The following is a 14341-nucleotide window of genomic DNA, read 5'->3' as shown; positions in this document are numbered from 1 at the left end:
AAATGGAAATGAGGATGGCGGGAGACCTGAGTGAGGCCGCTTGCCGCGGTGAGGATCCCGAACTGTTCTTCCCGGTCACCGAAACCGGCCCCGGCGCACGTCAGGCGGCCAGGGCGAAGGCCGTCTGCGCGCGGTGCCCGGTCGTATCGGCCTGTCTGGCCTACGCCGTGGACAACGGATTGGCCCATGGCGTTTTCGGCGGGCTGACCGGTAGTGAACGGCGCCACCTGATTCGCGTCGGCAACGCCGCCTGAAACCACTCGATATCGCGTTCCTCGAATTTCCACCGTGTTCTTCGTGCGCGCGAAAAGAGGGGCCCGGTTCCGCGAACCGGGCCCCTCTGTCGTGGTGATCAGGCGGCGGCGGTCTCCTCGGCCAGCCGCTCGTTGCCCGACTGGGTCTTGAGCGGCTTGTGCTTGAGGAAGGCGACGGCGACGATCACCAGCAGCGCGATCGGCGCGCTGATGAGGAACAGCTCGCTGGTCGCCTCCCCGTAGGCCTCGCGGACGACGTTCGCGACCGGTTCGGGCAGCGTGGCGATGTTCGGCACCGCGCCGCTCTCGCCACCGCCGGGCAGCGGCCCGAGCTTCTCGCTCATCAGCGCGAGGACCCGGTTCGCGAGCACCGCGCCCAGGGCGCTCACGCCGATCGAGCCGCCGAGGCTGCGGAAGAACGACAGCGTCGAGGTCGCCGTGCCGAGGTCGTGCGCGTCGACGTCGTTCTGCGACACCAGCACGAGGTTCTGCATCAGCATGCCGACGCCGACGCCCAGCAGCACCATGTACGCGCCGAGGACGACGAGGTTCGTCTTCGCGTCGATCGTGCCCAGCAGCGCCAGGCCCGCCGTCATCAGCGTCGCGCCGAGCAGCAGATGGCTCTTCCACCGGCCGGTCCGGCTGATCAGCTGGCCCGAAACCGTGGACGACACGAGGATGCCGAAGATCATCGGCAGGCTCAGCAATCCGGCCACCGTCGGCGATTTGCCGAGCGACAGCTGGAAGTACTGCGACAGGAACACCGTCCCGCCGAACATCGCGACACCGACGAGGAAGCTCGCGAGGGTGGTCAGGGTGACCGTGTGGTTGCGGAACAGGGTCAGCGGCAGGATCGGCTCGGCCACCTTCGACTCGACGTAGACGGCGAGGGCGAGGATGACCACGCCCGCGGTCACCAGGCCGACCGTCCACCACGAGCCCCACGCGAACTGGTGCCCGGCCAGCGAAGACCAGACCAGCAGCGTCGAGACACCGGCCATGATCAGGAACGCGCCGAGGTAGTCGACCTTCACGTCACGCCGGATCGTCGGCAGGTTCAGGGTGCGCTGCAGCAGCAGGATCGCCGCGATCGCGAACGGGACCCCGAGGAAGAAGCACCAGCGCCAGCCGAGCCACGACGTGTCCACCATGACCCCGCCGATCAGCGGGCCCGCGATGGTCCCGACGGCGAACACGGCACCGAAGATCCCCGAGTACTTCCCGAGTTCACGCGGCGAGACGATGGCCGCCATGATCACCTGCGCGAGCGCGGTGAGCCCGCCCGCGCCGATGCCCTGCGCGACCCGGCTGCCGATCAGGAGCTCGATGTTGCCGGCGAACCCGGCGACCAGCGAACCGACCACGAACAACCCGAGCGAAAGCTGGATCAGCAGCTTCTTGTTGTACAGATCGGAAAGCTTGCCCCAGAGCGGCACCGTCGCGGTCATCGCGAGCAGTTCGGTGGTGACCACCCAGGTGTAGGACGCCTGCGAGCCGCCGAGCTCGGAGACGATCCGCGGCAACGCGTTCGCGACCACCGTCGAGGCGAGGATGGCGACGAACATGCCCATCATCAGCCCCGACATCGCTTCGAGGACCTGTTTGCGGCCCATCGAGCCCGCCGGGGCCTCCGGTTCTCGTGGTTCGGTCGTGGATACGGACATGGTGGTCCCCCTTCGTGTTCCTGTGGTGCCGGGCGCGTCAGCGCGCGCGGCCGCCGGGCTCCGGGAGCCCGGCGAGAAGCAGTTCGACGGCGTCGTCCAGCAGGTCGAGCGCGGACATCCGGCCGTCGTGCTGATACCAGAGCATCAGCACGGCGTTGACCGCGCCGCCGAGCGTGGACAGCACCAGCGCCGGGTACAGATCGGCCTTCGGATCCACGCCCGTGCGGCGGGCGATCGCCTCGATCATCGGCGCGATGGTGTCGTGGTTCATGGCCACCGCGCGCGAATGCAGGGTGGCGTTCTCCTGAATGGCCTTCATGCGGCCGAGCCACTCTTCGCGGTTCTCGTCTACTTGGGCGAAGTCTTCCTTCAGCGCGTCGACGAAAGCGCGCGGAGTGCTGACTTCCTTCGGCGTGGCAAGGAACTTCTCGATGGTGCGCTGGGTCCGCTCCGCGGTGTCGGCGTGCGCGATGACCACAGCGTCCTCTTTGGACGCGAAGTAGTTGAAGAACGTGCGCGGTGAAACCCCCGCGGCCGCGCTGATGTCCTCGACCGTCACCTGGTCCAGGCCGCGTTCGGCGACGAGCCGGACGGCGGTGGTCGCCAGCGCGCGGTGGGTTTCCAGCCGCTTGCGCTCGCGGAGACCTTTGACGGGTTCGGGCATGAGCACCACGATACGCGCAAAGATGCAGATACTGCAAAATTGCAGTTTGTGAACCGTGCCACTGCCGGTCGGCGCCGGGCCGCCTGGCAGACTGCGGCGGGTGAGCGGAACGGTGCTGGTACTGGGCGGACGCAGCGAGATCGGCCTCGCGGTCGCGGAACGGCTCGCCAAGGGCGGGGCGCGCCGGATCGTGCTGGCCGCGCGACGGAGCGCGGACCTCGGCGCGGAGTCGGAACGGCTGCTGGCCGCGGGGGCGGAGACCGTCGACGCCGTCGAGTTCGACGCCGACGACCTCGCCGCGCACGGGCCGTTCCTGGAGAAGGTCGTCGCGGAACACGGACCGCTCGACGTCGTCGTCACCGCCTTCGGGATCCTCGGCGACCAGACGCGTGCCGAAGCGGACGCCGGACACGCCGTCGCGATCGTGCACACCGACTATGTGGCTCATGTGAGTGTGCTGACGCATGTGGCCAATGTGCTTCGTGAGCAAGGAAACGGCAGCCTCGTGGTCTTCTCCTCGGTCGCCGGGGTGCGGGTCCGGCGGGCGAACTACGTCTACGGATCGGCGAAGGCGGGCCTCGACGGTTTCGCGAGCGGACTGGCCGACGCCCTGCACGGCACCGGTGTGCGGCTGCTGCTCGTCCGCCCGGGCTTCGTGATCGGCCGGATGACCGAGGGCATGTCGCCGGCGCCGTTCTCCAGCACTCCCGATCAGGTCGCCGACGCGACGGTCGCCGCGCTCCGGAAGCGCCGGGGAACGGTGTGGGTACCGGGACTCCTGAGGCCCATGTTCGCGGTGATGCGCGTGGTGCCACGGGCGATCTGGCGCCGCATGCCCCGCTAGGGAAGCGCTACGCGGTCGGTCCGGCACTCGGTGTCGCGATCGGCTGTCTGCTTGATCACTTCGAATGGTCCGAACGGGCTTTAAGACCCGCTTATGACACGTTTCTCAGGTAATTCCCAGCTAACGCGGTGATCCTCGAATGCGGGGGATCATTCACGGAAGCGGGGAGAAGGTCGTGCTGCTCACGTCGCGAGGACGGCGGATCGGCGGCCGTGTCGCACTGGGCCTGGTGTCGACGGCGGTCGTGGGGGTCACGGGTTTCGCGTGGACCCAGCTGAGCCGTTTGGACGAAGCGATCGTCACGGCCGACGTGATCGCCCCCTCCGCGCAGGTACCCGACGGCCCGGCGGGCGAACCGCTGAAGGTGGCGCAGAACATCCTGCTCGTCGGAATCGACTCCCGGACCGACACCAACGGGAACCCGTTGCCGCAGAACGTCCTCGACGCGTTGCACGCCGGAAGCGGCGACGACGGCGGCGACACCACCGACACCATGATCGTGGTCCACATCCCGGCGGGCGGGGCGGGCGCCACGGCCATCTCCATCCCGCGTGATTCCTATGTGGACATCGCGGGCGGATTCGGCAAGCACAAGATCAATTCGGCGTACAGCCGCGGCAAGAACGCCGCGATGAACACGCTGCGCGCGCAGGGCCTGTCCGGCCCGCAGCTCGAGGTCAAGGCCAACGAGGCGGGCGCCAAGCTCACGATCCAGACGATCGAGCAGTTCACCGGCCTGTCCATCAACCACTACGCCGCCGTCAACCTCGCCGGGTTCTCCGCGCTGAGCGAAGCCGTCGGCGGTGTCGAGGTCTGCCTCAACAACCCCGTGCAGGACAAGTTCTCCGGTGCGTCGTTCCCGGCGGGCAAGCAGTTGCTTTCGGGCCCGCAGGCGCTGGCCTTCGTGCGGCAGCGGCACGGCCTGCCCAGCGACCTGGACCGCATCGCGCGGCAGCAGGCGTTCCTGTCGAGCATGGCCAAGACCGTCCTCGACGCCGGGACCTTCACCGATCCCACCAGGCTGAGCTCCCTGATCGGCGCGATCCAGGGATCGGTCGTGCTCGACCGCGGCTGGGACGTGCTCGGCTTCGCGCAGCAGTTGCGGGGGATGAGCTCGGGGGCGCTGAAGTTCCAGACGATCCCCGTGCAGAGCCTTTCGCTGCCGACGCCGTCCGATGGTGACGCGGTGAAGGTCGATCCGGCCGAGGTGAAGGCGTTCGTGAAGTCCGCGCTGAACGCGACGAGTGTCGCCGCGGTGGGGGATTCGACCGGCGGGATCGGGATCAAGCCGGTCGCGGCCACTTCTTCGATCGCGGCTCCGCCTTCGTCGTCCGGTGCCTCCACGCCGCCCGCGATGGCCGGCTGCGTGAACTGAGGCTTAGACATCGAGCACGATCTTGCCGCCCCGGGCCCGTGAGACACACGGATAAATAACGTCGGTGCGGTCTCGTTCATGGGGTTGTAGTACATCGTCCCGGTGGTCGGGAACGCCGGCGAGCACCGGAGTGAGGCAGCTGCCGCAGACCCCGTCGACGCAGGACGCGGGCACGGCGGGGTCGACTTCGTGAATGGCGGCCAACAGGGTGCCGTCCGCGGGTACCGACACGGTCCGCCCGCTGCGTCGCAGCTCCGCCTCGAACGCGTGGTTTTCCCCGGCCCGAGCCGTGGAGGCGAACCTTTCGACATGCAGTGTCCCCTGTGGACAGCCGATCGGCATCGCCTCGGTCACCGCTTCGATCAATCTCGTGGGACCGCAGCAGTACACCGCGGAGCGGTCGGGCAGCGTTCGCATCAACGCTGTCAAATCCGGCCGAGGGCACGTGTCGGCGGGGTACAAAGAGACCTGATCCGGATAGGTCGCGGCGAGTGGACCTGCATAAGCCATTCGGGCGAGTGACCGCCCGCGGTACACCAGCCGCCAGGGAACACCGGCCACGGTGAGACGGGGGAGCATCGGCAGGAAGGGCGTGATCCCGATGCCGCCGGCGACGAACAGGTACGCCGGAGCCTCGGCGATCGGGAAGTTGTTGCGGGGCCGTCGGATCCTTACCTCGGCCCCTCGCGTCAGAGCGTGTGCTTCGACTGAACCGCCACGGCCCGAATCCTCGCGCAGCACGGCGAGCCGGTATTCGTGCGTGTCGGCGGGGTCCCCGCACAGCGAATATTGGCGGATCAAGCCCGACGGCATGATCAGATCGACGTGCGCACCAGGTGTCCACGGGGGCAGGCGATGCGCACCGACAGAGGCCAAAGTCAGCTCGACGGTGTCTTCGGCGACTCGTCGCCGATGGGTGACGATGACAGGGAGGGAAGGATCGGAGTCGTCCCGGCCCCAACGGGTTCTACCCCACGGTTTCGAGACGGACAGGATGGTGGCGGTCCACAGCGAGATCGCGAAACACCCGACGGTGACGACGAGTGCGACACCCAATGACCCCGCCGTGGCGGCCGGGTCTTCCGTGCGTGCGACCAGTTCGCTGACCCATCTGCTTTCCACGGCGGCCGCGGCCGGGATGCTCAGGGAGATCAGGAATTTAGTCAGCACCCACCGGTGCTTGACCAGCCCCCACGGCGTCCCCAGCGAAAGGACGAGACCGGTCACGATCGTCAACACCACACTGGGGATCACGATCACAAGGTCGAAGACGTGGAAGATCTCGTAGGCGCCGTGCCGCACGGCGTGGGTGTCGGCGAGGAGTCCGACAAGCGCGAGTGTGAGCATTCCCAGCGAAAGGCCCAGCCAGCCGACGCTGAAGCCGATGTGCAGGATGAGCCAGATCTTCCTGACCCGTAGTGAAAGCCGGGGGAACCGAGGCTGCAGACCGACCACGATCGCCACCGAAAGCGCGATTCCGAAGTTCGGCACCGGGTTCGGGAAGGCGAAGAGGAACTGCAGCGGCACGAATGCGAGGTGGAAGCCGATGGCAAGCCTTCTAGCGCCAGGCTTCGGCAAGCCGACGGCGCACCCGAGGGACAGGGCGGCCGCTACGGCGTAACCGATCACCCCCATCGTGCGGATCGTCGGCAGAAGAGTGTTCTCCCCGGGAAACAGGACCAAGATCGCGACGACGGAGAACGCCGCGAAGCCGAGTTGCCATCCTCGCGGGCGTGCCCGAGGGGACATTTTGCGCCAATCATGGAAAAGGGATTTCGTCATGTGCTGAAGTGTCGTATTCGGGCCGCACCAGTCGCATCGGCACGACGACGCGAAACGCACGCCGAGAGAGGGATACCCGTCACCCGCGACTACAACTTTCCACTGATGCCCTTCGGAGGTGATCGGATTACGTTGATCGGTATGCCCATCGAGGTCGCGCTTCCGTTCCCCGTGCCGACGCGGGTGGCCGACGGTGTGCTGGCGGTCTGCTGCGCGCTGACGACCACCCCGTTCGCGGTTTCGGGTCTCATCTACGGCTACTTCCGCTGGCAGCCTCCGCTGTGGTTCTGGCTCCCGGCCGCGATACTGGTGGGGGGCGCGGCCTGGTTCCGGCGGCGCCATCAGTGGTGGTTCGCGGTCATCGCGCTGACGGGCTGGGTGGCGCTGTCGGGGATCTTCGCGGTCGTGTTGGCGCAGTACACCGTGGCCGAACGCACCCGCTCGTGGCGGCTCACCGCCGTCGGCACGTTCGTCACGCTGGTCGTGGTCGGCGTACCGATCTGGCGGCTCGGCGGGTTCGACGCGAGTCTTCCGCAATGCGTCGCCGTCTGCGTGGCTCCCGCCCTGCTGGGCCTCTATGTCGGCACCCGGCGCGAGCTGATCGCCGAGATGCGTGAACGGGTCGAACAGGCCGAACAGGACCGGGACCTGAGGGTTCAGCAGGCACGCAGTGACGAACGTGCCCAGATCGCCCGCGACATGCACGACGTCGTCACCCACCGCGTTTCGCTCATAGTGCTGCACGCGACCGCGCTGGAAGCGACACGCGGCCGCGACGTCACCACGGTCGCCGCACGGATAGGGACGATCGGACGCGCGGCACTGGACGAACTGCGCTCCCTGGTGTCCGTCTTGCGAGCCGATAGTGCGGTTCCGCTTACGCCGCAACCAGGTTTGGCGGATCTCGCCGATCTGGTGGACCAGACCCGGGCGCTAGGTGTTCCTGTCGTCCTTGACGTGAACTCCGGCGTGCCCGCACCCGCGCTGGTCCAACAGGCGGTGTACCGGGTGGTCCAAGAAGCGCTCACCAACGTCCGGAAGTACGCCGGCGATGCCGTAACCCAAGTCCGCGTACGTCGTGAAACCGACCTGATTCGGCTCGTCGTGCTCAATGAGGCCGGCACCGAGATCGAACGACAGGGTGGTTTGCCCGGCGGCGGACACGGTTTGCTCGGTATCGCCGAGCGAATCCGGCTCCTCGGGGGCGAACTGACCGCGGGGCCCACCGCGGGCGGGGGTTTTCTCGTCGAAGCCGTGGTCCCCGTCACCGGGGAGTCCGAACGGTGATCCGTGTTCTCATCGTCGACGACGAGTGGATGGTGCGTTCGATGCTGCGCACGATCATGGAGTCCGCCGACGACGTCATCGTCGCAGGTGAGGCCGCTGACGGTGCAGAGGCGACGAGTCTGGCCAGGTCCACCCGGCCCGATGTGGTCCTGCTGGACATCCGGATGCCCCGTGTCGACGGTCTCGACGCCGCTCGCCGGCTACAGGGGTTGACGGACCCGCCGAAAGTCGTGGTCTTGACGACCTTCGATCTCGACGAATACGTCGACACCGCGCTGCATGCCGGAGCGGTCGGTTTCCTGCTCAAGGACGCCACGGCGAACGACATGCTCGCCGCGGTACGGTCCGCCGCCCGTGGAGACGCGATGCTCTCTCCCAAGGTCACCCGCCGTCTCCTTACCCGGTTCACCGCGGGCGATCCGGTCACCGGGCCGCGAGCCGACGCCGAACGGCGGCTCGAGGTATTGACCGCCAAAGAACGTGAAGTGCTCGTCGCGGTCGCTCGCGGTCTGTCCAACACCGGTATCGCCGCCGAGCTCTATCTCAGCGAAGCCACGGTGAAAACCCACGTCAGTCGTATCCTCGCCAAACTCGGGTGCGTCAATCGTGTGCAGGCCGCCCTGCTCGCCCATCGCGCTGCTCTGCTTGATTGATGTTCGCCGGTCTTGTCCGAGCTGTGGGCATGACGAGGGGCCCGTCGCCTGGTGGCTGGCGGGCTCCTCGGGGTTCAGACGTGGTGCAGCGTGTTGCGTCGGGGTTTTCGGAGTGGGTCCCGGTATTGGGGTGGGATGAACTCCGGTAACCCGTCGGCCGCCATGCGGACTTCCCAGTCGCCGTGGTGGATCAGCCGATGATGGAAGCCGCAGAGCAATACGAGGTTCCGGAGGTCGGTGGGTCCGCCGTCTGCCCAGTGCTCAATATGATGAGCGTGGCAATTCTTGGGTTTCCGATGACAGCCGGGGAACGCACAGCCCCCGTCGCGGATGTTCAGGGCGCGTCTTTGGCCGGGGGTGACGAACCGTCTCAGCCGCCCCATGTCCAGCGGCTCGCCCGAGGCACCCATCACGACCGGCACCATCAGGCAATCGCAGGCCGCGAGCCGGGCTTCCCGTGCCGTCATCGTCCCCACGAAGTCGAGACACGCGGTCCCGAGGCCGGATTTCAGTTCGTCGAGTCCGATGGTGACATGGACGAGCGTGCGGTAGCCGCTGGTGCCCGGTTGGTCCGGGCAGGCGATGGCCAGATCGAGCAGCTCGGCCCAAGCGTCTCCCATGCGTTCGCACTTCATCCGCAGATCCGCCTGGCCGAACTCGTCGACCGGTCGTGGCTGGGCGTGTGCTTCCAGTGCGGCCGCCGTGCGAGCCCCGGTCTCGTCATCGAGGAGGCCGGTGAGTTTCCAGAAGCCGTCTTTGCGGCGTTCCAGGGTGATCTCGCGGCGTGGTTCTTTGGGTTCGGGGTCTTTGGGTTCGTTGCCGTCCGGATTCAGTAAGTCTTGCAGGTTCGCCTCGGCCTTGGCGAGCTGCCGCGGACCGGCACTCGGGGCGAGGTTGGCGAGGATCTGCTCCGCACCGGCCCGATCCTCGGCCGAAATCTCGGTCGGGAGGTTTTTCAGGATCTCCAGGATCTGATCGATCCGCTCATCCCCGACCAATCCCTGAGCGGCGACCGCAGCGGTAGCGGGCGCGACCGGCGGAACCTCCGTGCCATCCAAGGCTCGGGTGGGGTTCAGCGCGATGGCGCGCTTCACGATCGCGCTGGCCTCACCGCGTGACAACCCGGCGATCTCGGCGAGCCAGCTCGCCGTACTGCCATGCCCGTACAAGTCTTTGGCGCCCCGAGACTCGATCTCCGCCAGGAACCGGCCTAGACAGGCGGTCGCGATCCGAATCAGCTGCAAAGACTGCTGCACGCCATGGGCAAGCTCCAGCTTGCCGGCGCGCCACAGCTCTTGCGGCAACTCGGGGAGGAAGGTCTCGGACACCCCTTCATAATACCTAAGAAATCGAACACGTGTTCGTAATTTTAAGCAACAATCGAAAACGCGCGAATAACACTGAAGGGTGATTCGGTCGCGGAACGGCGACTACCCGGAAGCAAGTCAAGATTTTTTTGAACCGCATCGCGCCGCCGTCCGTGTCCCTGGAGCCGGGGAAGTCACGGAGACGGGGATGGTGTGATGAAGCGCTGGACGGTTCTGCTGAGTCTTTCCCTCTGCCTCACCGGTTGTGCCGCGACGGTAGGGGGAGCGGCACAACCGGTGGACCCCACCCGCGTCGCGGGGCTCGAGATCACCGACGGCCCCAGCGGGTTCAAACCCGGCGTGCTCGACGCCGGTCTCCCGGTCGTCGGGGGTGACGGCGGCGAGATCGACCGGCTCGCGGCCAACGCCGTCGCCGATGTCCAGCGGTATTGGCGTGAGCATCTGCCCGCGACCTTCCGGCGCGAGTTCCGGCCGCTGACCACGCTCGTCTCCTACGACTCGGGTGGCCGCGGCCGCGAGGTCTGTGGCGCCTCGACCGCCGGGCTGGTGAACGCCTTCTATTGCGCGGGGGAAGACGTCGTCGCTTGGGATCGCGGGGAGTTGTTGCCGATGCTCAACGATTCCCTCGGCCCGGCGGCGGTGATGACCGTGCTCGCCCACGAGATCGGCCACGCCGTCCAGTTCCGGCTCGGTCTGCCGGGCGCGGCGCCGTCGATCGTCAAGGAACAGCAGGCCGATTGCTACACCGGTGCCTATCTCCGCTGGGTCGCCGAGGGCAGGTCGCCCATGTTCCAGGTCTCCACCGGCCGCGGGCTCAACGAGGTGCTCACCGCCCTGTTCCAGATCCGGGACTCCGCGGGTGTCGCCTTCGACGACGATGGCGCGCACGGCAACGCGTTCGACCGGGTTTCCGCGTTCCAGTTCGGGTTCACCGACGGGCCCGCGCGGTGCGCGAAGATCGACGTGCGGGAAATCGAAGGCCGGAGCACACAAGGCGGATTCGGTTCGGCCGCGGCGAACGTCCGCCTCGACGACCGGCAGGCACTGGCCGATCTCACCACCAGTCTGCGGCAGGCCTTCCGGCTCGCGGCCACCCCGCCGACGCTCACCACCGGAGCGGCCTGCGGCGTGACGGCGGAGGACGCGCTCGCGTCGTACTGCTCGGAGTCCAACCAGATCAACCTCGACCTCGACGGCCTCGTCCGCATCGGGACTCCGCCGCGCAGGGGGCGGCAGGGCGGAATCGGTGACTTCGCCGCGTTCGCCGAGGTCGCGTCGCGCTACACGCTCGCTGTCCAGCAGGAAGGCGGGTTCCGGCTCGACGGCCCGGTGGCCGCGCAGCGCACCGCGTGTCTCACCGGCTTCTGGGCTTCGACCCTCACGGACGGCGGCGCGCTCACGTTGTCGCCGGGTGACCTCGATGAGGCGATCGCCGAGATGCTGACGCGGAACAGCCTGATCGCGGCAGACGTCCGGGGCCGGACGCTTCCGGCGGGTTTCGCGAGAGTCGCCGCCTTCCGCGACGGTTTCTCGTCCGGCACCCAGGACACCTGCGGCACGAAGTACCGCTAGCCGCCAAGTCCGTGAAGGCCTCCTTGCCTACCTTGAGGGTAGGGAAGGAGGCCTTCACGGACTTGGCCTTCAGATCAGACGAAGGCGCTCTGGCCGGTGATCGCCTTCCCGACGATCAGCGTGTTCATCTCCCGCGTGCCTTCGAACGAGTAGATCGCCTCGGCGTCGGTGAAGAACCGCATGATGTCGTTGTCCAGCACGATCCCGTTGCCGCCGAAGATCTCACGGCCCCAGGCGACGACCTCCCGCATCCGCGAGGTCACGAACGCCTTCGCCAGCGACGAGTGCTCGTCCTTGAAGATCCCGGCGTCCTGCAACCTTGCCAATTGCACCAGCATGCCCCACGACGCGGTGATGTTGCCGAGGCTCTTCACCAACAGGTCCTGCACCAGCTGGAACCGCGCGATCGGACGGCCGAACTGCTTGCGCTCCTTGGCGTAGTCCAGCGCGAGTTCGTAGGCGCCGATCATCACGCCGAGCGCCTGCCAGGCCACGCCGCCCCGCGTCGCGCGCAGGATTTCGGCGACGTCGCGGAAGGAGTCGATGCCCTGCAGCCGGTTCGCCTCCGGCACCCGGACGTCGGTCAGCGTGATCTCCGCGTTCTCCACGATCCGGAAGGCGAATTTGTTCTCGATCTTGACCGGTACGAATCCGGGTGAGTCCTTCTCGACCACGAAACCCTTGACGTTGTTGTCCTCCTCGTCGCGGGCCCACACGATGACCAGGTCGGCGAAGGTCGCGTTGCCGATCCATTTCTTGGCGCCGTTGAGGATCCAGGCGTCGCCCTCACGCCTTGCCGTGGTGCGCATGCCGCCCGCGACGTCGGAACCGCCGAGCGGTTCGGTCATCGCGAAGGCGCCGATCTTGTCCATCGCCGCCATCGACGGGAGCCAGCGATCACGCTGTTCCTGGTCGCCGCCCGAGTAGATGCTGTACATCGCGAGTCCGTTGTGGACACCGAAGAACGTTGCCACGGACGGGTCCGTGCGGGTCATCTCCATCGCCATCATGCCGCTGAGCAGGTGGCTGGTGGCCGGGAGGTGTTCGCCGTAGCCCTCGTAGGGCAGCCCGGCGAGGCCGAGTTCGCGGAACTTGCCGACGAGTTCGTGCGGGAACTCGCCCTTGGCCCAGTACTCGTTCACCAGCGGCTTGACCTCGGTGCGCATGAAGTCGCGCGTCTTGAGCAGCAGCTTGCGCTCCTCCTCGGGCAGCAGGTCCTCGTAGGCGTAGAAGTCGGCGGTCATTTCAGTTCTCCTCCCTGGCGGCACCGTCCAAAGCGGACAGCACGGCGAGCTGCTTGCGGTCGCGCGTCTCGGCGAGTTCCGAGTACGTGGAGGAGCCGTAAGCGGATTCCACGGCTTCGATGAGCCGTTCCTGTTGTTCGGGGTCTTGCGAGGGCTGCCCGAGGCCCGCCCACATCTTCTTCATCGACTTGCCGATGTGCTCGGCCATGTGCCGGTAGCCGCCGGGGCCGCCGCCCAGATGCGAGCCGAGGAACGGCCCGACCGTCGACCAGCGGATACCGAGCGAGTTCGTCATCACCGTGTCCAGTTCGGACGGTGACACGACACCCTGTTCCACCAGGTAGATCGCCTCGCGGCTCAGCGCGTTCTGCAGCCGGTTGCCGACGAAGCCGGGGATCTCCTTGCGTTCCACCACCGGGGTGCGGCCGACGGACCGGTAGAACTCCACGGCCCGCTCGACCGACTCGGCACTCGTGCGCTCACCGGGTACGACCTCGACCAGCGGGATCAGATGCGGCGGGTTGAACGGGTGTCCGATGAGGACTCGCGACGCGTCGTCCAGCTCCGCCGCGAACGCCGTCGAAGGGATCGCGGACGACGAGCTGAGCAACAGCGCGTGAGACGGTGCTTCGCGGACCAGCGTCGCGAACAGGTCCTTTTTGAACTCGACGTTCTCGGGTCCGTTCTCCTGCACGACGTCCGCGTTCCGGACGGCCTCCGCGACGTCGGCGGCGAGGTGGACGCGGGGGGTGAGCTCCGCGGCGGTCCGGCCGAGATGCGGGGCGAACGTCTCCAGCGCGTCCGCGACGGCGTCGGCGAGATCCGGCCGCGGATCCGAGACCTGGACCTCCATGTCGTGCGCGGCGAACAACGCCGTCCACGACAGGCCGATCGTGCCGGCGCCGATCACCGCGGCGGTGCGAAAGGTCATGACCGTGCTCCCTTCAAGTAGTCGAAGACCGGCTTGACCGGGGCGAGCGTCAGGTCGGTGAGGATGTGGCTCGCGGAGACGACCTCCAGCACCGGGAGATCGGCGAGCGGGGCCAGGACGTGCTGGAACAGCTGCAGCCGCGCCGGCCCGGTCCAGGCCTCCTTGACCACCACGTCGGTGATCTCGGTGCGGACCAGCTCGAACACCCGGGGCGAACCGTCGTAGTCCGGGATGGTCTTCAGCATGAACGTCGGCACGGTGATCTGCGCTTCCGCCTCGGCCACGTCCAGCCGGTGGTGCTTGTAGCCCATGGTCGCGGTGGCGACGCGCTGGCTGCCGTAGTCCAGAGTCCCGACGAGCGCGCCGTTCTCGGCGAACAGCCTCGGCGAGCCGATGGTCTTCGGGTACGCGCTGATCTCGCGGCCAGACGCGGTGGCCGGGAAGTTGTCGAGGTACATCGCGTGCAGGTACTCGCCGCGTTCGCCCTCGAAGCTCACCGGGATCGCTTGGCCGGACTCGGTGTAGGGCCCGTAACCGCTGACGTCGCCCATCTTCATCACCTCGAACCGCACCAGCGGCTCGTCGATCTCCAGCGGCTCCGGCACGACGGCGCGCAGGGCGTCGGCGTCGGTGCGGTAGACGATGTTCAGGTACTCGCGGTTCGTGAACCGGGGCACCACCGGGGCGTACGCGGGGTTGCTGAGCGGCGTGGTCACATGCCGGAGAACGTCTTGCTGCTTCAT

The 14341-nt window shown here is 67.4% G+C and carries 13 protein-coding genes; 6 read left to right on the top strand and 7 right to left on the bottom strand.

Annotated elements, in window-relative coordinates:
• Positions 1–2 precede the first annotated feature (2 nt).
• Positions 3–254 carry a WhiB family transcriptional regulator gene (locus tag AJAP_RS27960; protein WP_016332571.1) on the top strand — a complete coding sequence of 84 codons (252 nt, stop codon included), beginning with the start codon at positions 3–5 and terminating at the stop codon, positions 252–254.
• 98 nt (positions 255–352) lie between these two features.
• On the opposite strand, the gene AJAP_RS27955 is transcribed toward AJAP_RS27960, so the two are convergent.
• Together AJAP_RS27955 and AJAP_RS27950 are read right to left on the bottom strand one after the other, a co-directional pair.
• Entirely contained in the window at positions 353–1918 is a 1566-nt protein-coding gene (locus AJAP_RS27955) for an MDR family MFS transporter (protein WP_038516824.1), read from the bottom strand.
• A gap of 37 nt (positions 1919–1955) precedes the next feature.
• Entirely contained in the window at positions 1956–2582 is a 627-nt protein-coding gene (locus tag AJAP_RS27950; RefSeq protein ID WP_038516823.1) for a TetR/AcrR family transcriptional regulator, read from the bottom strand.
• 100 nt (positions 2583–2682) lie between these two features.
• Between AJAP_RS27950 and AJAP_RS27945 the strand changes: the two genes are divergently transcribed.
• On the top strand, positions 2683–3426 hold the full coding sequence (locus tag AJAP_RS27945; protein ID WP_038516821.1) for an SDR family NAD(P)-dependent oxidoreductase: 744 nt from the start codon (positions 2683–2685) through the stop codon (positions 3424–3426).
• A 175-nt stretch (positions 3427–3601) separates the two neighbouring features.
• The gene (locus AJAP_RS27940; protein WP_038523976.1) at positions 3602–4801 is read left to right on the top strand and encodes an LCP family protein; all 1200 of its coding nucleotides are present in this window, start codon (positions 3602–3604) and stop codon (positions 4799–4801) included.
• Positions 4802–4804: 3 nt separating this feature from the next.
• On the opposite strand, the gene AJAP_RS27935 is transcribed toward AJAP_RS27940, so the two are convergent.
• The gene (locus AJAP_RS27935; RefSeq protein ID WP_084098361.1) at positions 4805–6583 is read right to left on the bottom strand and encodes a PDR/VanB family oxidoreductase; all 1779 of its coding nucleotides are present in this window, start codon (positions 6581–6583) and stop codon (positions 4805–4807) included.
• Between the two features lie 141 nt (positions 6584–6724).
• Between AJAP_RS27935 and AJAP_RS27930 the strand changes: the two genes are divergently transcribed.
• Positions 6725–7870: a sensor histidine kinase gene (locus tag AJAP_RS27930; protein WP_228694599.1), complete on the top strand. Its 1146-nt coding sequence runs from the start codon at positions 6725–6727 to the stop codon at positions 7868–7870.
• Positions 7867–8523 carry a response regulator gene (locus tag AJAP_RS27925; protein WP_038516819.1) on the top strand — a complete coding sequence of 219 codons (657 nt, stop codon included), beginning with the start codon at positions 7867–7869 and terminating at the stop codon, positions 8521–8523. Before AJAP_RS27930 ends, AJAP_RS27925 begins: the two co-directional genes overlap by 4 nt.
• 74 nt (positions 8524–8597) lie before the next feature.
• Here the strand turns inward: AJAP_RS27925 and AJAP_RS27920 are convergent, their stop codons facing one another.
• The gene (locus AJAP_RS27920) at positions 8598–9851 is read right to left on the bottom strand and encodes an HNH endonuclease signature motif containing protein (RefSeq protein WP_038516817.1); all 1254 of its coding nucleotides are present in this window, start codon (positions 9849–9851) and stop codon (positions 8598–8600) included.
• 195 nt (positions 9852–10046) lie between these two features.
• On the opposite strand from AJAP_RS27920, the gene AJAP_RS27915 reads away from it, so the two are divergent.
• Positions 10047–11423 carry a neutral zinc metallopeptidase gene (locus AJAP_RS27915; protein WP_038516815.1) on the top strand — a complete coding sequence of 459 codons (1377 nt, stop codon included), beginning with the start codon at positions 10047–10049 and terminating at the stop codon, positions 11421–11423.
• A 74-nt stretch (positions 11424–11497) separates the two neighbouring features.
• Here AJAP_RS27915 and AJAP_RS27910 read toward each other — a convergent pair whose 3' ends face one another.
• From AJAP_RS27910 to AJAP_RS27900, 3 genes are read right to left on the bottom strand one after another with little or no spacing between them, the layout of a single operon-like run.
• Positions 11498–12667, bottom strand: coding sequence for an acyl-CoA dehydrogenase family protein (locus tag AJAP_RS27910; protein ID WP_038516814.1), 1170 nt, complete (start codon positions 12665–12667; stop codon positions 11498–11500).
• A gap of 1 nt (position 12668) precedes the next feature.
• Positions 12669–13598 carry a 3-hydroxyacyl-CoA dehydrogenase NAD-binding domain-containing protein gene (locus tag AJAP_RS27905; RefSeq protein ID WP_038516812.1) on the bottom strand — a complete coding sequence of 310 codons (930 nt, stop codon included), beginning with the start codon at positions 13596–13598 and terminating at the stop codon, positions 12669–12671.
• On the bottom strand, positions 13595–14341 hold the full coding sequence (locus AJAP_RS27900) for an acetoacetate decarboxylase (protein ID WP_038516811.1): 747 nt from the start codon (positions 14339–14341) through the stop codon (positions 13595–13597). The genes AJAP_RS27905 and AJAP_RS27900 overlap by 4 nt, the downstream gene beginning before the upstream one ends.

The sequence above is a fragment of the Amycolatopsis japonica genome (genome assembly GCF_000732925.1).
Lineage (GTDB): Bacteria > Actinomycetota > Actinomycetes > Mycobacteriales > Pseudonocardiaceae > Amycolatopsis > Amycolatopsis japonica.
The sequence above is the reverse complement of the archived record's forward strand: the minus strand, read 5'-3'. Positions and strand labels throughout refer to the sequence as shown.